The organism is Thermoflexus sp., from assembly GCF_034432235.1.
GTDB lineage: Bacteria > Chloroflexota > Anaerolineae > Thermoflexales > Thermoflexaceae > Thermoflexus.
The window spans coordinates 1-21,246 of record NZ_DAOUCJ010000093.1; the positions used below are offsets into that span (position 1 = coordinate 1).

The following is a 21,246-nucleotide window of genomic DNA, read 5'->3' on the forward strand; positions in this document are numbered from 1 at the left end:
AATGAATTCAACGTCAAATCATCTTTCCACACGGAGAGGATGGGATTCATGGCGGGGCAAGAGGATGTCTTCTGTCCTTTATCCTTTCAGCTCCTTCGCCAGGCCCGGAAGATGCCCAGAACTCCCAGCAACAGGAGGGCTCCCCCCAGCGCGAGCCCTCGAAGGTTCGCTCCTGGAGTCCCCCGGGTGCCCCGCTCCTGGAGGATCTGCCGCATCGCCCGATCGCCTTCCGGAGAGGCGAAATACCAGGAGCCGTCGAACGGGGTGGAAGCGGGACCGATCAGGCCTTCCAGGAACACCACGCCCGGAGCGCCGTTCCGGGGCGGATAGTAGATCAGTCGATCCCATGGGATCCGCTGCTCTCCTTCCCGGATGTAGCGGGTGATGACCACGCCTTCTCCCGGATGGAGGGGAGGATCCACGGGATGGGGGATGTCTTCGAAGCCAAAGAAGGCGAAGGCCTGAAGGAGCTGGGGATCTGTGATCTCCACTTCCTCGGACATCCCTGGGGCGCGGATGGTGACTTTGTCCGGCGGCCCTTTCGCCAGGGCGGGATCCGGAGTCTGCATCCAGCCCAGCAGGCTGAGCCCCATCAGGCTGATCCCGATGATCCCAAGCAGGGCTGTATTCGGATTTTTCAAGAACATCCCCGCCTCCTCCATTCGAGGGAACGCCCGGCCACTGATGCGTCCAAAGAGCCCGAGGATCCTCAAGTCCTGCCCTGGCCGATGCAGGTCCTGGAAATGCAGGCGTTGCCGCTCCCGGCGTCCATTCCAGCCAACGGAACCGTCAGGCTGGGAAACCACTGCGGCGCTGTCCCCCTGCCAGGTCAGAAACCAGCTCGCCTTCTATAGCCGGCGAAGGGGATCCGCTCTCACTCCCATCCTAGCCACCCCAGAGCCCCATGGATCCACCTGGAATGGTGCATTTAGCCTACAAGCCGGTAGGTCCTTAATCCCCTCATTCGCCCTTTATGGGAGAGTAGAACCCTCGACCCGAAGGGGTGAAAGGGAATCAGCGATCCGGGCCAGAACCAGGCAATCCCATCCCAATCCCTGCTGACCAACCCGATAGCCATAACCGCGAGCGGGCCATTCCCCCTCCAGCATCGGACCTTCGACCACTGTTTCCTGGTTTGCGCTTTGCCAGCAACGCGCCGGCGCTCCCTGAACGGTCAGAGCCTGGGCGACCCTTCCAGGGGGAACGGGCGGCCATGGGAACGGAGGGGGATACAGAAGATCAACCCACAACATGCCTTCCCGCTTTCCCAGCTGTTCGCGGAATCGGAAGGTTCGCCGCACGTGATAGGGGGCATCCAGAAAGATCACGTCACTGTCGATGGGTTCCCACCCCGAAGGGATGGAGTGGGCATCGATCCTCAAGAGCGGAACGGGAAGGCGCAGCATCATAAGGATGAAGGTCACGGAATGGGCTCCCACCCGGCCCGTGACCTCCCAGCAGCCCTCGGTTGGGAAGATGAGTGTGGAGACCTGAAAGCCGGTGTCACCATAGCCCGGGGGGATATCCGCCCGGAGGGGCGGAGCCGGGGCATCCAGGCGCCGCCCCTCGATCTGCAGGGTCCCGGTGATGCCCACTCGATCCCATCCCCACTTCATCCGCAAAGATCCACCCGGCTGCAGATGATATTCAGGCGTGAACAGCAACTTTCCGCCCTCCGGGACATCAGTAAACAAGGTGCGCTGCGGATTGCTGTAATTGCCGCCCACTCCAAGGGGTTTCTGGAGGAAGGGCATGGGCCGGCTAACCGGGCAGGAGCGGGCGAGACGTCGGATTTCCTCCCACGGAAGCCAGCCATTTGGAGAGGAACGTCCTCCGGCGCAACAGCTTTCCATCCCGAGCAATACGATCATGATGGTCCCCAGCGCCCGGCGCATTCCCTATCCCTCCCCAGGCGAGGCCCCCTGGCAATAACGACCGGCATATTCCAGATAAGAGGACACTACATTCTGACATGTTCGCGCACACATCGCCTGAGCACCAGGCATGATGCATTCGCAGCATTTGTAGCAAAGACCGTCGGAATGCATACAATACCAGCACTACTTGCCGTCATGACCACCAACCCTACTCCCCTGGAGGGGTGGGTGATCGGGGAGCTGGGCCTGGAGGGGGTGATCGATAAGCAGGAGCCCTGGCCTCGCTTCATGGAGCGGGTGGAGGCCCTGCTCCGGGGGGAGCCCGCCTGGTCCCCCCATTCCTGGACCGCCCGGCAGGCCTTCGAACCGGCCTGGGGGAGGCGGCTGCGAAGCCTGAGCCCGGCGGACTGGCAGCGATGGCGGGATCTGACCACTGGGCTGCCGGTGAAAGCTCTGGCCTGCCGCTGGGGGTTGTCTCGCCAGGGAGCGGTGAAGGGATTGCTGCGGCTATATCGACGGTTGGGAGTAGCGGACCGATGGGCCGCTGCCCTCCTGGCCCATGAGCTGGGCATCGTGCGGTTCGAGGAGGGAAGGATCGGCTGGTCCGAAGCCATTGAGGCGTATCTCGCCGGTCGGGAGCCGGACCTCCTCTCGCAGCGCTCAACCTCCGCCGCAGTCTCCGCCCTCGCGGGGATGCTGCCGCACGAACCACCTTAATACGAGAACCGAGTAGGGCCACTGCTTGCAGTGGCCCTACTTCCACGACAGGATGGCGCTCCTACCTTTCCGCCGGCGAGGCGCCCTGGCAGTAACGGCCCGCGTATTCCCCATAAGAGGCGTGGACTTTTGTGCAGTCTCCTGCGCATGGAGCGCCCACGTCCTTACTCTTGTTCTTCGTTCAGCTCCTCGAGGATTCGCTCCAGATCCTCCAGAGGGATCCATCCCCATGCGTGGAGACGGTGGGATCGATCCAGAACCGCGGTAGCTGGCAAGACGTTGAATCCGTATTGTCGTCACAGATCTCCCTCCGGATCATGGAGCCAGCGGATCTCGGAAGCCCCGGCCGATTGCAGATCGCGGCAGGCGGCCTCTTCCCCTTCGCAGATCCCCACGAGGAAGCGCCGGACAGGAGCGGGCAATCTCTTCGTGGCCTCGAGGAATTCCGCGCATGCGCTGCAGTCGGAGGAGACGAAGAGCAGGGCCATCGGGCCATGGGCCAGGGCCGCGCTCTCCACCTGTTCCCCTTCGAAAGACCGCAGCCGGAACAGAGGAGCCGGTTCGCCCACCCGGGGGATCGGCCGCGGCGGATCCACGGGCGGCGTGGATGCGGATAACCAGACGAAGATCCGCCACAACAGCACGCTATGGAAAAGAACCAGCAGCCCCACGAGGGCCAGGATCAGGGAGAACGTGTCCATGCTCTATTCTGACCGATGGAGAGGGAAGTAGGCATCTCCTTCGCCGACGGATCGGGCCTCCACAGCGGCCAGCGCTGCCCGCCAGTCGATTCCCCGCCAGTTCAGGTTGTTGCTGACCGTATGCAGCTCCCACTGGGTGGACCAGACCTCGGGCTGGCCGTCGGGGGTCCGGGCCGCGCGCCGGAAGATCCGTCGCACCGCATCCACATGGGCGGGGACGGCGGAGCCGAAGCGGGCGATCGTTAGCAGGCTGTCCCACGCATCGTCTTCAGGTCAGAGCCCCCGGATCCCAGGGCCGGGCGAGCATGGCACCTGGGAACGCGATCCCCCAGCCGGTCCGGTGGTCGCCGCCCGAGGAACCTGCCATCCGAACGCTTGCCCGGAGAGCCCCCGCGAAAAGGACCCGGGCGCCCTCCTGGCCCCTGTTCGATTCCTGCTTCCCATGATAGCCCTTCCGTGGCCCTGGAGATCGATCGGGCAAGGGAGCATCCGGTCCACCGGCCGGTGGACAAAGGATTCCCGGGGAATGGGAACACCCGCTTCGTTCCCGGGGTTATTGTTTCAGAGACGGGATGTGGGGACGCAAGGCGGCTGTGCCCTTGACGCCGGGGTCCAGCCTTCTCTAAGAGGGCCTGCGAAGGGAGACACCGCCCGGATCTTCGAAGAGCTTCCACCCTGTTGCTCCTTGAAATCCCCACGGTCGGGAGGTGCGGTTGGAGCGGGAGCATCGGGTGCATCCGCTGGAGGGGCCGGATGAGGCGCTGTGGGAAGAGGTGATCCGCCAGCATCAGGAGCCGGTCTTCCGGTTGCTCTATCTCATGCTGGGCGACGCCGAGGAGGCCGCCGATACGGCCCAGGAGACCTTCCTCCGGGCGTTCCGGGCCTGGGACCGTCGGGACCCGAACCGCCCGCTTCGTCCCTGGCTGCTCCGCATCGCCGCCCATCTGGCCCGGAACCGCCGCCGTGCCCTCGGGCGTTATTGGAGGGCCCTCCAGCGCTGGGCCCGGCTCCAGAGCCCGCCCTCGGGAATGAGGGATGAAATCCTGGAGACCGTCGCGCGGCAGGAGGAGGCGGAGCGCCTCTGGCGGGCGATCCGGCGTCTGGGGCTCATCGATCAGGAGACGATCTATCTGCGCTATTTCCTGGAGCTGTCCGAAGCGGAGATCGCTCAGGTCCAGAACGTGGCCATCGGCACGGTGAAATCCCGTCTGCATCGCGCGCTCCATCGATTGCGCGCCGTGGTGGAGCGGGAATTCCCTGATCTCATCGGCAGGCCTCATGGGGAGGGTTGAAATGGAGCCTCGTCCGCCTTCCGAATGGGAAGATCGCGTCCGGGAGCTCGCCCGGCAATTCCCTTACCCTCCGGCTCCCGATCTCCGAAGCCGGATCCTGCGTCCCGGGGTGAGGCGGCCCCGAGGCCGGCGCGGGGCCTGGGCGGCTGGGGCCTTCGGCGCTTTCATGCTGGCGCTGGGGATCCTCCTGGCCTCCCCGGCCCGCGCAGGGCTCCTGGAGTTCCTCCAGATCGGAGCCGTGCGGATCCAGCTCCAGCCTCTCCCAACCCCATCGAAGCCGGCCGCAACTCCCTCGCCGGCCTCCGAGGCCATCCCGGAGACCCGCATGCCGGGGATCCTGGACCTGGCGGGGGAGACGACCCTGGAGGCGGCGCAGGCCCGCGTGCCTTTCCCCATTCGTCTGCCCACTTATCCGCCGGATCTCGGGCGCCCGGATCATGTTTATCTGCAAGGCATGGGCGGGCCGGCGGTGATCCTGGTGTGGCGGGATCCCATGCGGCCGGATCGAATCCGGCTGGCCCTGTTCGAGATCGGCCCGGGAGCGCTGATTGAAAAGATCACGCCGCAGGTGCTCACCGCCACCACGGTGCACGGCCGGCCGGCCCTGTGGGCGGAAGGCCCTTACCTCCTGCAGACCCGATCCGGCCGCTGGGAGCTGCGGCGGCTGGTGGAAGGCCATGTGCTCCTCTGGACCGAGGGGGAGGTGACTTACCGGCTGGAGACCGATCTGGGGATGGAGGAAGCCGTGCGGATCGCGGAGTCTCTGTCCGCTCCGTAGCGTTCATCCGGGATCTTCCCGGAGCGGACCCCAGAACGTATTTTTCCCCCAGGGAAAAGTGGCCGCTATCCTGCGCCCCGATTACAATAACCCCGGTTATCCGAAATCCGGGCGCTCCTTCCGCCTCGGAGGAGTTTTCCGGCCCGGGTGGATCTGAACCCCTCAGGAGGTGTCGCATGGCCGTGGAGCGCTTTGGAGCGGTCACGTTTCGCGGCAAGCCGTTGACGGTGATCGGGGAGCCCCTGCGGGTGGGCGATCCGGCCCCCGATGTGGAGCTGGTGGCCCCCGATCTGACCCCCTTCCGGATCCGCAGCACCGACGGAAAGATCCGAATCCTCAGCGTGGTCCCCTCGCTGGACACCGGGGTATGCGATGCCCAGACCCGCCGGTTCGATCAGGAGGTAGCCCGATTGGGGGACGAAGTCGTGCTGATCACCGTCAGCGCCGATCTCCCCTTTGCCCAGCGGCGCTGGGCGGCTGAGGCCAACGCCCAGCATGGGATCCTGGCCTCGGATCATCGGGAGATGGCCTTCGGGCAGGCCTACGGCACATATGTGAAGGAGCTTCGCCTGGAGCAGCGCGCCGTCTTCGTGCTGGACCGCGATGGGACGATCCGGTATGCAGAATATGTTCCGGAGATCGCCCAGCATCCCAACTACGATGCGGTTCTGGAAGCTGTCCGCGCCCTGCTGGGTCAGCCGGAGCCCCGCTGAGCCGAAGCCTCCGTCCCAGCCTCCAGGGGAGGGGGATCGCGCGGCGGTCTCCCTCCCCCATTGAGCCTCCCTCAAGCCCGGTTCGATTGAACGATTGAACTGGAAAGGAACAAAGGGCCGTGCTATGCTGAGAAACTGGCCCATCCTGGTGAGAAGGCGGCCGTGCGGCCATGGCGAAGGGGAAGATCATCGTTCGTGGCGCCCGCGAGCACAACCTCAAGAACATCACGGTGGAGATCCCCCGCGAGAAGCTCGTGGTCATCACCGGCCTCTCCGGCTCCGGGAAATCCAGCCTGGCCTTCGACACCCTCTACGCCGAAGGCCAGCGGCGATACGTGGAGTCGCTCTCCGCCTACGCCCGTCAGTTCCTGGGGCTGATGGAGAAGCCGGATGTGGATCAGATCGAGGGGCTCTCCCCGGCCATCTCCATCGATCAGCGGGGCGCGTCCCATAACCCTCGCTCCACGGTGGGGACGGTGACGGAGGTCTACGACTATCTCCGCCTGCTCTTCGCCCGCGCCGGGATCCCCCACTGCCCCCGCTGCGGCCGGGAGGTCCAGAAGCAGAGCCCGGAGCAGATCGTGGAGGCCATCCTCGCCCTCCCGGAGGGCTCCCGCATCATGATCCTGGGCCCCGTGGTGCGGGGCCGCAAGGGCCACCACGGTCCCGTCTTCGAAGAGCTCCGCCGCATGGGTTTTGTCCGCGCCCGCGTGGATGGAGCCATCCGGGATCTGGATGAGCCCATCGAGCTGGATCGCTACAAGATCCATCACATCGAGGCGGTGGTGGATCGCCTGGTCGTGCGTCGGGACGGGGCGGATCGTTCGCGGCTGCAGGACTCGGTGGAGATGGCCCTGCGGCTGGGGGATGGGCTGGTGATCGTGCACAACGCCTCGGCGGAGCCGCCGGAGGACCTGCTGTTCAGCGAGCACTTCGCCTGCCCCTACTGCAACCTCAGCCTGCCTGAGCTGGAGCCCCGCCTGTTCTCTTTCAACAGCCCGAAGGGCGCTTGCCCGACCTGCGAAGGCCTTGGGGTGCAGCTGGAGCTGGATCCGGATCTCCTCATTCCCAACAAGGACCTCTCCTTATCAGAAGGCGCCATTGTGGCCTGGGGTGGGGAAGAGGAAGGCGGCTATTACTGGCAGCTGCTGGAAGCGGCCTGCCGCGCCTTCGGCATCCCCACCGACGTTCCCGTGCGGACCCTTTCCCCGGATCAGCTGCACCTCCTCCTCTATGGGGCGGGCGAGGGCGTGCGGGTCCCCGTTCGCTATCAGGCCCGGGATGGGAGCTGGCGGGTTTATGAGGCACCCTTCGAAGGGGTGATCCCCAACTTGCGCCGCCGGTATGAGGAGAGCACTTCGGACTATTTCCGGGCGCGGGTGGAGGGATGGATGAGCGAGCGGCCATGCCCGGCCTGCGGCGGAGCGCGGCTGCGCCCGGAGGCCCTGGCCGTCACCGTAGCGGGCAAGAACATCTACGAAGTCACCCGGATGTCGGTTGTCGAGGCCATGCGCTGGGTTGAGGCCCTGCGGGGGGATCACGGGCAGCCGCCGCTGCTCTCCGAGCGGCAGCGGGCCATCGTGGGTCAGGTGCTGCAGGAGCTGCACAACCGGCTGCGCTTCATGGTGGACGTGGGCCTGGATTATCTCACGCTGGACCGGCCGACGGCGACCCTGTCCGGGGGCGAGGCGCAGCGCATCCGCCTGGCCACCCAGATTGGGAGCCAGCTCACCGGCGTGCTCTACGTGCTGGACGAGCCGAGCATCGGCCTGCACCCGCGGGATAATGAGCGCCTGATCCGGACCCTGAAGCGGCTCCGGGATCTGGGGAACACGGTGCTGGTGGTGGAACACGACGAAGCCATGATCCGGGCTGCCGATTGGGTGATCGACCTGGGGCCGGGGGCAGGGGAGCATGGGGGTTACGTGGTGGCCCAGGGTCCGGTTGAAGCCATCATGCGCAACCGCCGCTCCCTCACCGGGGCCTACCTAACGGGTCGATTCACCATCCCGATCCCGGCCCGCCGTCGTCCCGGCAACGGACGCTCCCTGATCGTCCGGGGGGCTCGGGAGCACAACCTGAAGAACATCGACGTGCGCTTCCCCCTGGGCTGCTTCATCTGTGTGACCGGCGTCTCGGGCTCCGGCAAGAGCACCCTGGTGGTGGAGATCCTCTACAAGCGTCTGGCTCAGATCCTCTACGGTGCCCGTGACCCGGCAGGGGTCCATGAGGCGATCGAAGGCGTCGAGTTCATCGATAAAGTGATCCACATCGATCAGTCTCCGATCGGACGAACCCCGCGCTCCAACCCGGCGACCTACACGGGTGTGTTCACCGACATCCGCGATCTCTTCGCCAGCCTGCCGGAGAGCAAGCTGCGGGGGTATGGCCCGGGGCGTTTTTCCTTCAATGTCAAGGGTGGCCGCTGTGAGGCGTGCGAAGGCCAGGGCCAGATCCAGATCGAGATGCAATTTCTCCCCGATGTGTTTGTGACCTGCGAGGTGTGTCGGGGAGCGCGCTTCAACAAGGAGACGTTGCAGATCCGTTATCGCGGGAAGAGCATCGCCGATGTGCTGAACATGACGGTAGACGAAGCCTATGAGTTCTTCGAGGCCTTTCCCTCCATCCGTCGGAAGCTCCAGACCCTCCGGGACGTCGGGCTCGGTTATATCCGGCTGGGCCAGCCAGCGCCGACCCTCTCCGGCGGCGAGGCGCAGCGGGTGAAGCTGGCGAAGGAGCTCTCCCGCCGGCCGACCGGCCATACCCTCTACATCCTGGATGAACCCACGGTGGGTCTGCACGCGGCCGACGTCCAGAAATTGATCGATGTCCTGCAGCGTTTTGTGGACCAGGGCCACACGGTGATCGTCATCGAGCACAATCTGGATGTCATCAAGGTGGCCGACTGGATCATCGATCTGGGGCCAGAGGGGGGAGAGCGGGGCGGGTATGTGGTGGCGGAGGGCACTCCTGAAGAGGTTGCTCAGGCGGAGGCCTCATATACCGGGCAATTCCTGCGCCGGATCCTTCGAGGGGGGAATGTCTCTTCCAACGGGCGGCGGCGCGGGAAGCGCTGAACCAAGCGAGGGGTGGGCCACCAGCGGCCCACCCCGATGTTTTACGAAACCGCTGGGATCTCCTCCGCGGGCGGCACCCGCTCCCCGCGGCCGGTTACCAGCCCGATCCCCATTTGTTCGGCCATCGCCTCACAGCTGGGATCCACGCGGATCCCATAGGCGTAGACCAGATAAGGTCCGGTGACGCCGGCCTCAGCGAGGCGTTTGCGGAATCCTTCCGACCGCATCCGGTTAGCCCACGCCTGGATGGACCGGGGGCTTTGTCGGGCCTTTGCCTCCACGACCGCCCACAGGATCCGCCGATCCGGCGCCTGCACGGGGATCACCGCATCGACTTCCCCTTTCTCCCCCTCCTCGTAGACCGGCAGGATCACCGGATGGCCCTGGCCGATGGCCCGATATCCTTTCTGCTCCAGGACCCAGCGCACCATCGACTCTGCTTCCTCCTCCAGGGTCGCCCCGAACATCGCCTTGTAGGATTCAAACTCCCGCCGCATCCCCTCCAGGCGATCCAGGCGTTGCAGGATGTGCTCCTGAGTCTGGATGAGGCGGGCGACCTGCTCCTCGGTGCGGGCCTGGGCTTCGGCGAGGCGGGCCAGGGCTTCCTCCAGGCGGCGCTGGCCTTCCTCCAGACGGGCCACCCGCTCCTCGGTGCGGGCCTGGGCTTCGGCGAGGCGCGCCATCGCTTCCTCCAGGCGGGTCAGGCGCTCCTCGGTGCGGGCCTGAGCCTCGGCGAGGCGGGCGAGGCGCTCCTCGGTGCGGGCCTGGGCTTCCTCCAGGCGGGCGAGGCGTTCCTCGGTGTGGGTCTGGGCCTCGGCGAGGCGGATCGTCGCTTCGATCAGGCGGTTCAGGACCCCGCTGGTTTGTTGCTGGAAGGTCGCCAGCGTGCGGATCACTTCCCGCATCTGGTCAAGCGCATCCACCAGCGCGCGCAGAACGCCGGCCAGCTCCGCCATGGGCTCGGCCAGCAGGAGACGGCGCAGCTCCTCCTGCCACTCCGGGTGCTCCTTTAATGCCCGAAGCAGATCCTGGAAGTCCCCGGTGTTGAAGGGCACGAACCACCTCCCGCATTCGGATGATATAAGGGCTTGTCAGCTTCGCGGGGCCCCTCTTATATTATGATAGCCTTTTTTCGGCGTCATTCATATCGATCCGGGAGGGATTTCTCCGTGATCCCCAATCAGGCTCTGCATCGGTTGCGGAGGGGAGAAGCGACCATCGGCGCCTGGCTGGGCCTGGGCAGCCCGTATGCAGCCGCCCTGATGGCCCGCCTGGGCTTCGACTGGCTGGTGGTGGACGTCGAGCACAGCCCCTTCGGTTACGATGCGATGGTCCAGAGCGTGATGGCGATTCTCCCCACGGGCACCACTCCCCTGGTCCGGGTGCCGTGGAACGATCCCGCGTGGATCAAACGGGCCCTGGACACCGGGGCGCTGGGGATTGTGGTGCCGATGGTCATGAATGGGGAAGAGGCTCGACGGGCGGCGGAGGCCGCCCGCTTCCCGCCTCGCGGGATCCGCTCGGTGGGGGCCTGGCTGGGGCCCCGCCTGCATGGGGAGGATTACCTGCAGGCCATCGACGAGGAGATCCTGGTGGTGGTCCAGATGGAGCACATCCAGGCGGTGGAGCGGGCGGAGGAGATCTGCGCGGCAGAAGGGGTGGACGTGATCTTCATCGGCCCCAATGACCTGGCCTCCTCGATGGGCCTGCGGGGAACCGATTTTCGGGAGAACCCCGATTGGGAGGAAGCGGTCCAAACCGTCCTGCGGGCGGCCCAGCGGGCCGGCCGGCCGGCTGGGATGATGTGCGTGTCTGTTGAGGAGGCATTGCAGCGGCGGGCTCAGGGGTTCCAGTTCCTGGCCGTCGCCTCCGATGCCCGCTACATCGAGGGGATGGCCCGGGAGATCTTGCGGCGATGGCATGCGTGAAAGCCCTTCTTTGCCATGGTGCATGAACGCAACCGGGCCCGACAGCCTTCGCCGGGCCCGGTTGGCTGGGGAGGGAGGACTCGAACCTCCACCCTCGGCTCCAAAGGCCGGTGTCCTGCCCCTTAGACGACTCCCCAAGGCTCACCTTCATTATAGCGCAGCGTCGCCTTCGGGGCCAACCACCGTTCTGTCTCCCGCCTTCAGGGTTGGTGCGGATTGAAGGTGCGAATGAAGGCGATGATGTCGGCCAGATCCTGATCGGTCAGAGCCGGGTTACCGCCCTTCGGCGGCATATCCACCCCGATCGTATTCGCCGGATCCGTCGCCGGCCGCCCCTTCTTGATGAACTCCAGCAGCTGGGCGTCGGTCTGCTGCCGCACGAAGGCGCTCGCCGTCAGATCCTTCCCCAACCCGGGCAATCCTTTGGCATCCGGCCCGTGACATGAGGCACATGTGCCCAGGAACAGCTCCTTCCCCCGCTCCGCGTTCCCCTTCAGGGCCACCGGTGCGGTCTCCCCCGCGCCGGGGGAGCGGGGCGCAGGCGGGCCGCCTCCGCACGCGCTGGCTCCCATCAGGACCGAAGAGAGCAGGAGAATCCAGGGCAGCCACCGGTTCATCTCCCGTGCCTCCCGTTATGGGTTCATCTCCTTCACCGTCACTGTTACGGGGATCTCTCCACTTTTCTCAAAACGAAGCGTAAGGGTGAAGGTGTCCCCTACCTGGAGCTCCCGCTTCAGGCCAATCAGCATAACGTGCAGGCCGCGGGGCTTAAACTCCACCCGCCCCCGGGCCGGGATCTCCACACGGGGGACCGGCTGCATCTTTGCCACATCCCCTTCCATGCGAGTTTCGTGAAACTCCACCTTTTCGGCCACATCGGAAACAGCGCGGATCAGCGCATCGGGCTGGCCGCCATCGTTCACCACCACGAAATAGACAGCGCTGGTGCTCTCCCCTCCATGGCTCATCCCATGCCCCATCTCCTGGCCCATCCCCATGGCCCCGGGGCGCGCCCATGCGTCCTGAATGTGAATCTTCGGGCTGGTGGCTGCCGGAGCGGCGCATGCGGCGACGAGAAGACCAAGCAGGATCATGGTTGAACGAATGAGCTTTGACATGGTCGCCTCCTCTCAAACAGGTCTCCAGATCACCCCATGAGGAGAGACCCATCACGAGCCGGAGCGTTCCCGCACCAGCCGGCGGATCTTCTCCATCGCATCCTTTAGTTCGGTTCGGCTTCCCGGCAGGAGCGCCCGCACCCGCCCCTGGCGGTCCACCAGGAAGATGCGATCGGTGTGGTTGATCAAATAAGTCGCGGCGCCGCCCGAGGCCTGCGGCGTCTCCGCGGCGGGCGTGCCGTTGATGAGATACACCCGCTCCGTGTAGATCCCCAGGACCTCCGTCAGGTGGCGAATAGTGGAGGGATCGCCGGTGAGGAAGGCCCAGTTCGTGAAATCCACCTTGCGGGCCTGGGCGTATCGGCGCATGACCTCCGGCGTGTCCCGCTCTGGATCGAAGGTGATGGTGACGAAGAAAACCTGATCCGACAGGCCCTCTGCGGCAACCTGTTCCTGGATCTCCCGCATCCGGGCGGTGATCAGCGGGCAGACGTCCGGGCAATGGGTGTAGATCATCCCCAGGACCACCACCTTGCCCCGGGTCTGGCCCAGCCAGAAGGTGCGGCCCTCCTGATCTGTGAACGGCCAGTCCGGGATGGTCATGTAGACCGGGAGGGATTCCGCCCGGACGTCCAGGGCGATCTTCACCGCTCCCGCGGCGGCGACAAAGAGCAGACCGATGCCTACTCCCCCCCAGAACCAGCGCGGCATTCTGCTCAAGCCTCCTCGGGTTGATTTCCCTCTGTCTGAGACCCAGAGGGCCTCTGAGAGAAGCGACTCCTCCCCCGGCCCCTCCCCGCTTCGGGGAGGGGGGATTTTTTAGGCTCCCCCTTCCCTTGTAGGGAAGGGGGCCGGGGGGTGAGGTCCAGGGTAGGGGCGCACGGCCGTGCGCCCCTACGGACAAACCAGCGATCGGCCTCTCTGGAATATGATATCGGTTCTACCGGATGGGCACTGCGCTGGAGGGCAGGAAGCCGTAAGCGGAGAAGGGTGAAGTCTGCAGCACCTGAGTGAGCACTGGCGTATAGGCGATCACGATCAGGATGACGGCCACGGCCAGCCACACCCGCCAGCGCTCGAAGGCAGTGGGCGCGTCCGCAGCCGTATGCAGAGCCTCGGCGATCGGCACCTCCACCCGGGCCGGTTGTCGGGAGAACCACAGGGTCATCGCCATATTCAGCAGGAACAGCACGCCGGCGATGAACATCAGGGTCCCGCCCACCGCCGCCATGATCAGGAAGGGCCTCCACTCCGGCAACAGATACGGCGAGAATCCCAGATTCGTCCGTCGGGGCTCCCCTTCCAGCCCGCCGCGCATCATCCCCACCGCAAAGATCATCACGCCGATGAACCACAGGTACATGTTCGCCAGGGCCACCTTCCGGCTCCACAGGGCCCGGCCGGTGAGATAGGGAACCATCCACGTGGCCATGGCCATGAAGGTCAGGGTCACTGCGGTGCCCACGGTGAGGTGCAGGTGGCCGGGGACCCAGGAGGTGTTGTGGACCACCAAGTTGACGTTGTAGGAGGCATTGACGATCCCGCTGATCCCGCCGAAGACGAAAGCGATCATGGAGAGCGTTGCGCCAGCGAAGGCCGGCTCATCCCACGGAAGGCGAAAGATCCAGTCGATCCACCCCCGCCCGCCCCGCTGCCGCCCGGCATGCTCCAGGGAGGCCATCAGGTTGAAGGCGGTCAGCAGACTGGGAATGGCCACCAGGAACGTTCCGAAAGCGTGCAGCAGCTTCCATTCCTGGCCGATGGCAGGGTCTGTGTACTGGTGATGCAGGCCGATGGGAGTGGAGAAGATCAGCAGCATCAGGAAGGCCAGGCGGGCCATCGGATCGCTATATAGCTTGCCGCCCGCCAGCCGGGGGACCATTGTATACCAGGCTACGTAGGCCGGCAGGAGCCAGAAGTAAACCAGGGGATGTCCGAAATACCAGAACAGGGTGCGGGCCAGCATCGGGTTGGTCTGCTTGACCAGGCCCAGGGACCATGGGAGCAACAGGAAAAGGACCTCGATGGCCACCCCCAGAGTGGCGATATACCACAGGGTGAAAGTGACGATGGAGCCGAAGGTCATCAGTGGCGTGCGTTGCCCCGGGTTCTCCCGCCGCCAGGCGACATACGTGAGGATCAGGTTGGCCCCGCTGATCCAGGAGCCCACGATGAGCAGCGTGGCGCCCAGGTAGAAGGCCGGGTGGGCCATCAGGGGCGGGTAGAACGTGTAGAGGACATTCGCCTGACGGGTGAGGATGGCGTAGCCGGCGGCGGCAACCCCCACGGTCATCAACCCAAAGCCGGTCCACCCCAGGGCCAGGCTGTAAAGGGGCCGCCTTAGGGAAGCCCGCACGGCCACGGCGAGCAGGGCCACGATGTTAAAGGTGGTCCACACCAGGGCGTTCAGCACCCCGTGGAAAGTCAGGCCCTGATAGTAATCATACCAGGGCATGGGCGGCAACAGCTTCGCCCGGCTCAGGGCCTGGAGCAGGCCGAAGAAGATGCCGACCGCGATAGCGATATAAGCGATGTAAAGATGCCAGCGGATCAATCGCTTCTCGCTCTCGAACATCGTGAAGGCTCCCATGGTGACCTCCCCATAGAGTAGAGACCGGCGATCGGATCCGCCCGATGGCTTTTCCGAGATCCCATCGGCTGGGGAAGCAGCCCATGCTGCTTCCCGGCTTGCCCGCCCTAACTTTCGTTGACATCCCCTCGCTGACCTGGGGGGATGCCTCTTACAGGGCTTTACGGATGATATCGGTCACCGAGATCACTCCCAGCAGCCGCTCCCGGATCACCGGCGCGCGCCGGATCCTGGCCAGGGCGAAGAGACGGGCCACGTTCTCCACCGAGAGATCCGGGTTCACCACAATGCACGGCTTGGTCATGATCTCCCGCACCAGCACCGACTGCGGGCTCAGGCCCTGGGCGACTACCTTATAAACGATGTCGGTCTCCGTGACGATGCCGTAGGCGTCCTCCTCATTGGCCCGCTCGACGATGAGCGCCCGCAGGCCCTTCTCCTTCATGAGCGCCACCGCCTCGGCCACCGTGGCCGATGGCTCAATGGTCACCACCTCGGTGGTCATGATGTCCTTCGCCTTCAATCCCATGGCGCACCCCCTGTGTGGATGTCTCAACGGGCCCAGCATGCCAGGGCTGAGGCCATCGTCCGGGGCGTCGGGAGAGAGGGCCCCTCCGCCGTCCGCGGCTCGACGATCACCTTCGCTGACATGGCGTGATGGCCCAGCCCGCAATACTCGTGGCAAACGATCAGATATTCCCCGGGCTGATCGAATCGGGCCTGCGCCCGGTTTACCACGCCCGGTATGGCCATCAGGTTAACGTTGGTGTTGAGGATCTTAAAGCCGTGCTGGACATCTTTGCTGGTGAGGTTGAAGGTTACGGTGGAGCCGGCGGGGATTCGGATCTCACGAGGGTTGAACGCCCACATCTGAGCGACCACGTTCACCACATACTGGCCTGGGGCGGCTTCCACCACGGCGGGCTGATCGAAGGGGGGGATGTCGGTGACACAGGTAGGGACGCGGATCCCCAGGCCGAAGGCGCTGATGACAATGGCGACAAAGAAAGCGGTCATCAAGAAACCGGCCCCAAAGATCGCTGCCCGCTCGAATGGATCTTTCACCATGTGGAACCTCCCGATAGCGGTCGTGGGACGCACCGAGGGTTCAGAATGCCGTCATCCCTCGAGGAAGCAGGATGGTGAGATACAGGCCGAACCACATGGCCGCGAACAACACAATCATACTGAGGAACAGAAGCAAGGCAGCTCGGGGCTGGAACATCTCGTGCATCCTTCACCTCCTTCCCCAGGATCCTGGAGATAGGCGGCACTCATCGGATCTCCAGAGTGTGAGCCGTGAGGGCCTCTGGAATCGATGGGACAGCGCCGTTAGCCCCGTTACGGGATTGCATCGCCCGGATCTCACGGCCCCGCTCCGCCACCTGAGCGAACGTCGTGGAGCCCAGAAGCTGTTCGAGATAGGCCTGCGCCTGGGCCCAGATGGGGTGGATGGCGCAGAAGCTCCAGCGGGGGCAGAGGTGGGGTTCCCGGGAGCAGCGGTTCAGGCGGATGGGACCTTCCATGGCCTCCAGGACTTCCAGCAGGGTGATGGATTCCGCTGGTCGGGCCAGCCGCACCCCACCCCGCCGGCCCCGACTGGCCTCAATGAAACCTGCGGTGCAGAGATCCCGGATGATCTTCTGCAGGAATGCGTAGGGGATCGCCTGTCGCCGTGCGATATCCCGGGCCCGGGCGCGCATCCCCGGCGGGAGCATCGCCAGATCCAGAATCACCCGCATCGCGTAATCGGCCCGCCGGCTGATCTCCATCGCCCCTCCTGTGAAATTCAGACATTGTGGACCGACGTGGTCCGCTTTGAGGATAGGCCCTTTCCGGCACAGACGAGTAGTGTTATTCCTCACGGATTCGCCATGAGGGAGATCATATCCTCCACGGATCCGGGGGATCCTGGGGCGAGATCTCCAGAAGAGCGTTCTGGAGGCTGGTTGGGGCGCTGGCGGGACCTGAGCGTATTCCTGCGATTCAGAAAGGTTCAACTTGCCTCTATCCGAGTCGCGCCGCTGACCTCAGGGGGAGGGGCTATCCTGCTTCTCCGGGGCTTTTCAATAATTCCAACCGAAGGGCAACATCCATGGGGGTGCAGGGGGCAAAGCCCCCTGCCGGGGAGCTGCGGGGGATGTCCCCCGCCTGCTCATCTGGCTCTCGAAGGGGGTCCTGTGGTTTACTGGAGTCTATGCGAGGGCAGGTTGCGTTAAAATTAACCCGGTTACTTTCCCTGTATTCAGATCAGGAGGAACGGCATGCCCTTTCCACCCACTTCTATGACCATTCGTTGTCCCTTCTGCGGCCAACCGGTTCAGGTGCAGGTTCGCCAGATCATCGACGTTTCCGAAGAGCCCCATCTGAAACGTCTGCTTCTCACCGGGCGTCTGAACGCCTTTATCTGCCCCCGATGCGGCAACCGGGTGAGCTTCGCGGCGCCTTTCCTTTATCACGACCCGGAGAAGGAGCTCGCCCTCGTGTTCATCCCGATCCAGGCGAACCTGAAAGAGGTGGATCGCCAGCGGATCGTCGGGCAGCTCACGGATACGATCCTGCGGCAGCTCCCCCGGGAGAAGCGCAAGGCCTATCTCCTTCAACCGAAGGAGTTCTTCACCATTCAGAGCCTCCTGGAGGCGATCCTGCGGGCCGATGGCTATACCGATGAAGATCTGAAGGCGATGGAGGAGCGGACGCTCCTCCTGCAACGGATCCTGAACGCCCGGCGCATGGAGGACGTGGAGGAGTTGATCCGAGAGAATGCGGAGAAAATCGACGCGGAGTTCTTCCGCCTCTTCCATGAAGCGCTGGCGACCGTTCAGGAGGAGGGATCGGCGGAGGAGTTCGCCCGGATCATGGCGATTCGAGACCGGCTGCTCGAGCTGACGCCTTATGGGCGGACGGTTCGTTCCCGGACGCAGATCATTGAGAAGTTCACCCGTGCCCCCAGCGGCGAGACCTTGCTGGAGGCTCTTCTGGAAGCTCCGGATCCCGAGACCCGTCGGACGCTGGTGGCGCTGGGCCGTCCCTTCCTGGATTACCGGTTCTTCCAGAACCTGACCCGTCGCATTGAGGAGGCGGAGGCGGCCGGTCGGGGGGAAGAAGCCGAGCGCCTGATCGCTCTGCGTCGGGAGATTTTGGAAGCCCGGGAAGCGGTCGACCAGGAGATCCGGCGGGTTTACGAGGAGCGGGCGCGTCTGATCCGGGAGCTCCTGACCGCTCCCTCGGAGCGGGAGCTGCAGGAGCGCCTGATCCAGCGCATTGCGGAGATCGATGACGTGTTCTTCGATGTCCTTCAGATGAATGTGGAAGCGGCTCTGGAGGCAGGCGATACCCAGCTGGCTCAGGCGTTGAATCTGCTGGGGCAGATCGCCATGGCGATCCTCCAGCAGGCGTTGCCGCCGGAGCTCCGGCTGCTGAACGCTCTGCTGAACGCCCGCTCGGAGGAGCACCGCCGGCAGATTCTGGAGCGAAATCGCCGGCTGTTGACGCCGCAGTTCCAGCAGTGGTTGCAGCAAATGGAGGCGCGGATGCGGGAAGAAGGCCGGGCGGAGATCGCGGAGCGGATCGCCGCGATCCGCTCCCTGGCCGAACAGGTGGCCGCCGCGCCGGCGATCCTTCGTCCCTCATGATGGGGCTTTCGGAGGAAATGTCTTACGAAAACGCAAGACCTGATCCGATGATCCCAAGGCAAACCGGGTAAAGGCCTCTGGCATGGCGGAGGAGATCCTTTCCCCACCGAGCTGCGGCGTCTGGTGGGCAGGGGGGCATCCCCGGGCGATCCGGGTGATGCGGATCCTTCAAGAGAGCCCACGCGTGCGCACGCTGATTCTGGACGCGCGCATCGAGGCTCAGCCGGGTCAGTTCGTGATGGCATGGCTGCCCGGCTACGAGGAAAAGCCGTTCAGCCTGGCAGAGGTCGATCCGGTCACTCTGACGGTGGCTCGGGTGGGCCCGTTTTCCGCCGCCCTGCATGCCCTGCATCCCGGCGACCGGTTATGGATCCGGGGTCCCCTGGGCCGTGGGTTCACGATCGAGGGCCGGCGGATCCTCCTGGTCGGCGGAGGATACGGAGTCGCCCCCCTCGCTTTCCTGGCCCGTGAGGCGATCGCGCGGGGGATCCAGGTGACCGCCCTGACGGCCGCCCGGCGCGCCGAGGATGTGCTCTATGGGGATCGTTTTCGGGCTCTGGGAGCATCCGTTGTGATCGCGACGGAAGACGGTTCTGCGGGGGAGCCGGGGCGAGCTCCCGAGGTGGCGGCCCGTTTGCTGCGCTCCGGTTCCTATGATGCGCTTTATGGATGTGGACCTGAAGGGATGCTGGAGGGGCTCCGGGCGCTGGCCGCCACATTGGGCATCCCGGCACAGCTCAGCTACGAAGCTTACATGCGATGCGGCATCGGGCTGTGCGGCTCATGCGAGCGGGAGGGCGTGGTGCTGTGCCTGGAGGGTCCCGTATTGCGGTTCGGGTAATATTTCATACAGCCCTGGAAGGAGCTGTTCAGGCAACTGCAGTGGCCGATACGAACGGATCATCCCCGCGCTCGGGGCGAGAAATCCGGGAATGGGTTCCGAGTCCTTTCTTTTCTGCCCTCGTTGTGGCGCCCGCCTGACGCATCGGTTCCTGTTCGGCCGGGAGCGCCCGTTTTGTCCGGCCTGCGGGTATGTCGTTTTCTATGATCCGAAGGTCGCTGTCGGAGTGCTGGTGGAACAGGATGGGAAGGTCCTGCTGGTGCGGCGGCGTTACGATCCGGGGAAGGGGGGATGGGCGCTTCCCGCTGGGTTTGTGGAGATCGATGAGGGGCCGGTTGCGGCCGCGATTCGGGAATGCCGTGAGGAGACCGGGCTCCTCATCCGTATCTGCAGCCTGCTGGATGTCTTCGCCGTGTCTATGGATCCGCGGGGCCCTGCGGTCCTCATCGTATATCAGGGGATCCCCATCGGGGGTTCCCTTCAGCCTGGGGATGATGCGCTGGAGGCCGGTTTCTTCCCTCCCGATGGCCTTCCATCGCCGCTGGTTTTCGCCAGCACACGCCGGGCCCTCTGGCGATGGCGGCGCCAAAAGGGGTTCATCGAGAGGCGGTTTTAGGGAGGGGAGACCTCGGAACATCCAGGGGGCAGGAGAGCCGCTGAAGGCGGCTCTCCTATCTCTCAAAGCTTCTCGCTCTGAGCGGATGGTGAGCCCGGTGGGTTCTTGGCTTCCTCAGGCTGGCTGAAGGGGAGGAAAATGGGGCCCAGGCTGAGTAAGAAAAACAGAAGAAGCCATGGCCCGAGGCGCTCCGTCAGGGACTGCCAGGGCGGTTGGGGTTGCAGGGCGGCTTCCGCCTCAGCCTCCAGGCGGGCCAGAGAGCGCCCCAGGACCCGACGCACCCCGTTCTCGCAGGAGACCCCTCCCGCGTAGGCCTCCAGCAACCGCCGGAGGCCTCCGAGTCCCTCCTGATCACGGATATAGCGAACTGTTGCCCAGGAAAGGGCGTAAGCCTGGGGAGCACGCAAAGGATCGGAGGGGAAATCCCCGCATAAGCTCGCCAGGGAGACGCCCTCCAGGCGGGGCTCCTGAAGAGCCCGCAGCAGGGCTGGATCCGGCCAGCCTTCGTTCAGCAACGCCCAGCCTTCATCCAGCCACGCGGGCAGGGGCTGCCCCCCGGATAGATCGTCCAGGATCACATGGGTGAGCTCATGGGGGATCAGGCGGCGGAGGATTTCCAGACCGGCTCCGTCTGCGGAGGCGATCAGGATCACGGCTCGCCAGCGAGGGCGAGCCTCCCCCCCGATCTCCAGCCCTGCCAGTCGAAACGCCGCCTGGGCCAGTTCGCGATCGGTATACCAGAACAGCTCGATGGGCTCCGATGTTCGATATCCCAGGGGCTCGCTGATTCGCTCCAGGCTCTGACGGGCCAGCTCCAGCACTGCCCGGGCCAGCCCGGGATCCCCCGCATGCCAGTAAAGATGTAGAGGGCCTGAGGAGATCGTGCGCCAGGCTACCCGGTTATCCAGATATCGAACCGTCCGCCGCTCCGTAGACCACCAGCGCCCCTCGTGATCCTGAACTTCCCACCAGAAGGTGAGCGGCACAAAAGGCGGCAAAGGATCCCGGCGGAGATCCCGTTCGTAGGTGATTCGAGACGGGATCTGGGATCCCGGAACCACACGCACTCGCTGGGGGAGTTCGGTGTCGGGGAGGGTGTAGTAAAGAATGGCCTCCATAATGGGGAGAGGGCTTTCGAGCTCCAGGATAAACTGCATGCGCTGACCGAAGGTGTAATCCAGCTCCACTCGGGCCGGAAGCGGGCTCTGAACCTCGAGGGGGGGAGCGATCATCAGAAGCCCCAGAAGCCCCATCGCGATCCACCCTGGGGACCTGGATGCAGAAAACCCGAACTTTATAGGAGAACCTGGAACGCCCAAGACCATCTTCATCCACATTGGCCAGCATAGTTTCGGAAACGTAT

At 64.8% G+C, this 21,246-nt stretch carries 22 protein-coding genes, 1 tRNA gene and 1 pseudogene; 9 read left to right on the top strand and 15 right to left on the bottom strand.

Annotated elements, in window-relative coordinates:
* Positions 1-86 precede the first annotated feature (86 nt).
* The gene (locus VAE54_RS11295; RefSeq protein WP_322802068.1) at positions 87-647 is read right to left on the bottom strand and encodes a hypothetical protein; all 561 of its coding nucleotides are present in this window, start codon (positions 645-647) and stop codon (positions 87-89) included.
* Positions 648-971: 324 nt separating this feature from the next.
* Positions 972-1,895, bottom strand: coding sequence for a hypothetical protein (locus tag VAE54_RS11300; protein WP_322802069.1), 924 nt, complete (start codon positions 1,893-1,895; stop codon positions 972-974).
* A gap of 210 nt (positions 1,896-2,105) precedes the next feature.
* Between VAE54_RS11300 and VAE54_RS11305 the strand changes: the two genes are divergently transcribed.
* Complete coding sequence (locus VAE54_RS11305) at positions 2,106-2,594, top strand: hypothetical protein (protein WP_322802070.1); 489 nt, start codon at positions 2,106-2,108, stop codon at positions 2,592-2,594.
* A gap of 296 nt (positions 2,595-2,890) precedes the next feature.
* Here VAE54_RS11305 and VAE54_RS11310 read toward each other — a convergent pair whose 3' ends face one another.
* Together VAE54_RS11310 and VAE54_RS11315 are read right to left on the bottom strand one after the other, a co-directional pair.
* Positions 2,891-3,295, bottom strand: a complete 405-nt coding sequence (locus tag VAE54_RS11310) for a hypothetical protein (RefSeq protein ID WP_322802071.1) — start codon at positions 3,293-3,295, stop codon at positions 2,891-2,893.
* Positions 3,296-3,298: 3 nt separating this feature from the next.
* Positions 3,299-3,493, bottom strand: coding sequence for a hypothetical protein (locus VAE54_RS11315; RefSeq protein WP_322802072.1), 195 nt, complete (start codon positions 3,491-3,493; stop codon positions 3,299-3,301).
* Positions 3,494-4,008: 515 nt separating this feature from the next.
* On the opposite strand from VAE54_RS11315, the gene VAE54_RS11320 reads away from it, so the two are divergent.
* The 4 genes from VAE54_RS11320 to uvrA all read left to right on the top strand — a co-directional run bounded on the left by VAE54_RS11320 (position 4,009) and on the right by uvrA (position 9,155).
* Positions 4,009-4,587 carry an RNA polymerase sigma factor gene (locus VAE54_RS11320; protein ID WP_322802073.1) on the top strand — a complete coding sequence of 193 codons (579 nt, stop codon included), beginning with the start codon at positions 4,009-4,011 and terminating at the stop codon, positions 4,585-4,587.
* A 1-nt stretch (position 4,588) separates the two neighbouring features.
* Positions 4,589-5,365: a hypothetical protein gene (locus VAE54_RS11325; RefSeq protein WP_322802074.1), complete on the top strand. Its 777-nt coding sequence runs from the start codon at positions 4,589-4,591 to the stop codon at positions 5,363-5,365.
* 176 nt (positions 5,366-5,541) lie between these two features.
* A complete protein-coding gene (gene tpx, locus VAE54_RS11330) occupies positions 5,542-6,078 on the top strand; it encodes a thiol peroxidase (protein WP_322802075.1) in 537 nt (178 codons plus the stop codon).
* A gap of 170 nt (positions 6,079-6,248) precedes the next feature.
* Positions 6,249-9,155: an excinuclease ABC subunit UvrA gene (uvrA, locus tag VAE54_RS11335; protein ID WP_322802076.1), complete on the top strand. Its 2,907-nt coding sequence runs from the start codon at positions 6,249-6,251 to the stop codon at positions 9,153-9,155.
* A gap of 41 nt (positions 9,156-9,196) precedes the next feature.
* On the opposite strand, the gene VAE54_RS11340 is transcribed toward uvrA, so the two are convergent.
* Positions 9,197-10,210: a hypothetical protein gene (locus VAE54_RS11340; protein WP_322802077.1), complete on the bottom strand. Its 1,014-nt coding sequence runs from the start codon at positions 10,208-10,210 to the stop codon at positions 9,197-9,199.
* A 114-nt stretch (positions 10,211-10,324) separates the two neighbouring features.
* Between VAE54_RS11340 and VAE54_RS11345 the strand changes: the two genes are divergently transcribed.
* Positions 10,325-11,083, top strand: a complete 759-nt coding sequence (locus VAE54_RS11345; RefSeq protein ID WP_322802078.1) for an HpcH/HpaI aldolase family protein — start codon at positions 10,325-10,327, stop codon at positions 11,081-11,083.
* 62 nt (positions 11,084-11,145) lie between these two features.
* On the opposite strand, the gene VAE54_RS11350 is transcribed toward VAE54_RS11345, so the two are convergent.
* The 9 genes and pseudogenes from VAE54_RS11350 to VAE54_RS11390 form a co-directional block, all read right to left on the bottom strand.
* Positions 11,146-11,220, bottom strand: a tRNA-Gln gene (locus tag VAE54_RS11350).
* Positions 11,221-11,283: 63 nt separating this feature from the next.
* Positions 11,284-11,700, bottom strand: a complete 417-nt coding sequence (locus VAE54_RS11355; protein WP_322802079.1) for a cytochrome c — start codon at positions 11,698-11,700, stop codon at positions 11,284-11,286.
* Positions 11,701-11,715: 15 nt separating this feature from the next.
* Positions 11,716-12,201 (bottom strand): copper chaperone PCu(A)C, encoded by a 486-nt coding sequence (locus VAE54_RS11360; RefSeq protein WP_322802080.1) that lies wholly within the window; start codon positions 12,199-12,201, stop codon positions 11,716-11,718.
* 51 nt (positions 12,202-12,252) lie between these two features.
* Positions 12,253-12,912 carry an SCO family protein gene (locus VAE54_RS11365; protein ID WP_322802081.1) on the bottom strand — a complete coding sequence of 220 codons (660 nt, stop codon included), beginning with the start codon at positions 12,910-12,912 and terminating at the stop codon, positions 12,253-12,255.
* 229 nt (positions 12,913-13,141) lie between these two features.
* A complete protein-coding gene (locus tag VAE54_RS11370) occupies positions 13,142-14,791 on the bottom strand; it encodes a b(o/a)3-type cytochrome-c oxidase subunit 1 (RefSeq protein WP_322802082.1) in 1,650 nt (549 codons plus the stop codon).
* 157 nt (positions 14,792-14,948) lie between these two features.
* Positions 14,949-15,320 (bottom strand): annotated as a pseudogene (locus tag VAE54_RS11375) (CBS domain-containing protein); the annotation flags it as partial.
* Between the two features lie 23 nt (positions 15,321-15,343).
* Positions 15,344-15,859 (bottom strand): cytochrome c oxidase subunit II, encoded by a 516-nt coding sequence (locus VAE54_RS11380; protein WP_322802084.1) that lies wholly within the window; start codon positions 15,857-15,859, stop codon positions 15,344-15,346.
* A gap of 40 nt (positions 15,860-15,899) precedes the next feature.
* Entirely contained in the window at positions 15,900-16,025 is a 126-nt protein-coding gene (locus VAE54_RS11385; protein ID WP_322802085.1) for a hypothetical protein, read from the bottom strand.
* A 40-nt stretch (positions 16,026-16,065) separates the two neighbouring features.
* Positions 16,066-16,563: an Rrf2 family transcriptional regulator gene (locus tag VAE54_RS11390; protein ID WP_322802086.1), complete on the bottom strand. Its 498-nt coding sequence runs from the start codon at positions 16,561-16,563 to the stop codon at positions 16,066-16,068.
* Positions 16,564-17,055: 492 nt separating this feature from the next.
* On the opposite strand from VAE54_RS11390, the gene VAE54_RS11395 reads away from it, so the two are divergent.
* The 3 genes from VAE54_RS11395 (at position 17,056) to VAE54_RS11405 (ending at position 19,883) form a co-directional block, all read left to right on the top strand.
* Positions 17,056-18,426, top strand: coding sequence for a CpXC domain-containing protein (locus tag VAE54_RS11395; protein WP_322802087.1), 1,371 nt, complete (start codon positions 17,056-17,058; stop codon positions 18,424-18,426).
* Between the two features lie 82 nt (positions 18,427-18,508).
* Positions 18,509-19,267, top strand: a complete 759-nt coding sequence (locus VAE54_RS11400) for a dihydroorotate dehydrogenase electron transfer subunit (protein WP_322802088.1) — start codon at positions 18,509-18,511, stop codon at positions 19,265-19,267.
* A gap of 91 nt (positions 19,268-19,358) precedes the next feature.
* Positions 19,359-19,883, top strand: coding sequence for an NUDIX hydrolase (locus VAE54_RS11405; protein WP_322802089.1), 525 nt, complete (start codon positions 19,359-19,361; stop codon positions 19,881-19,883).
* A 62-nt stretch (positions 19,884-19,945) separates the two neighbouring features.
* On the opposite strand, the gene VAE54_RS11410 is transcribed toward VAE54_RS11405, so the two are convergent.
* Positions 19,946-21,136, bottom strand: coding sequence for a peptidase MA family metallohydrolase (locus VAE54_RS11410; RefSeq protein WP_322802090.1), 1,191 nt, complete (start codon positions 21,134-21,136; stop codon positions 19,946-19,948).
* Between the last annotated feature and the right edge of the window lie 110 nt (positions 21,137-21,246).

What these genes read in the sequence shown, in the direction of transcription:
- VAE54_RS11380 (WP_322802084.1), bottom strand. Translation starts at nt 15,859, where the DNA reads ATGGTGAAAGATCCATTCGAGCGGGCAGCGATCTTTGGGGCCGGTTTC.
- VAE54_RS11370 (WP_322802082.1), bottom strand. Translation starts at nt 14,791, where the DNA reads ATGGGAGCCTTCACGATGTTCGAGAGCGAGAAGCGATTGATCCGCTGG.
- VAE54_RS11400 (WP_322802088.1), top strand. Translation starts at nt 18,509, where the DNA reads ATGGCGGAGGAGATCCTTTCCCCACCGAGCTGCGGCGTCTGGTGGGCA.
- VAE54_RS11355 (WP_322802079.1), bottom strand. Translation starts at nt 11,700, where the DNA reads ATGAACCGGTGGCTGCCCTGGATTCTCCTGCTCTCTTCGGTCCTGATG.
- tpx (WP_322802075.1), top strand. Translation starts at nt 5,542, where the DNA reads ATGGCCGTGGAGCGCTTTGGAGCGGTCACGTTTCGCGGCAAGCCGTTG.
- VAE54_RS11385 (WP_322802085.1), bottom strand. Translation starts at nt 16,025, where the DNA reads ATGCACGAGATGTTCCAGCCCCGAGCTGCCTTGCTTCTGTTCCTCAGT.
- VAE54_RS11295 (WP_322802068.1), bottom strand. Translation starts at nt 647, where the DNA reads ATGTTCTTGAAAAATCCGAATACAGCCCTGCTTGGGATCATCGGGATC.
- uvrA (WP_322802076.1), top strand. Translation starts at nt 6,249, where the DNA reads ATGGCGAAGGGGAAGATCATCGTTCGTGGCGCCCGCGAGCACAACCTC.
- VAE54_RS11310 (WP_322802071.1), bottom strand. Translation starts at nt 3,295, where the DNA reads ATGGACACGTTCTCCCTGATCCTGGCCCTCGTGGGGCTGCTGGTTCTT.
- VAE54_RS11300 (WP_322802069.1), bottom strand. Translation starts at nt 1,895, where the DNA reads ATGCGCCGGGCGCTGGGGACCATCATGATCGTATTGCTCGGGATGGAA.
- VAE54_RS11410 (WP_322802090.1), bottom strand. Translation starts at nt 21,136, where the DNA reads ATGGGGCTTCTGGGGCTTCTGATGATCGCTCCCCCCCTCGAGGTTCAG.
- VAE54_RS11395 (WP_322802087.1), top strand. Translation starts at nt 17,056, where the DNA reads ATGCCCTTTCCACCCACTTCTATGACCATTCGTTGTCCCTTCTGCGGC.
- VAE54_RS11325 (WP_322802074.1), top strand. Translation starts at nt 4,589, where the DNA reads ATGGAGCCTCGTCCGCCTTCCGAATGGGAAGATCGCGTCCGGGAGCTC.
- VAE54_RS11365 (WP_322802081.1), bottom strand. Translation starts at nt 12,912, where the DNA reads ATGCCGCGCTGGTTCTGGGGGGGAGTAGGCATCGGTCTGCTCTTTGTC.
- VAE54_RS11360 (WP_322802080.1), bottom strand. Translation starts at nt 12,201, where the DNA reads ATGTCAAAGCTCATTCGTTCAACCATGATCCTGCTTGGTCTTCTCGTC.
- VAE54_RS11405 (WP_322802089.1), top strand. Translation starts at nt 19,359, where the DNA reads ATGGGTTCCGAGTCCTTTCTTTTCTGCCCTCGTTGTGGCGCCCGCCTG.
- VAE54_RS11390 (WP_322802086.1), bottom strand. Translation starts at nt 16,563, where the DNA reads ATGGAGATCAGCCGGCGGGCCGATTACGCGATGCGGGTGATTCTGGAT.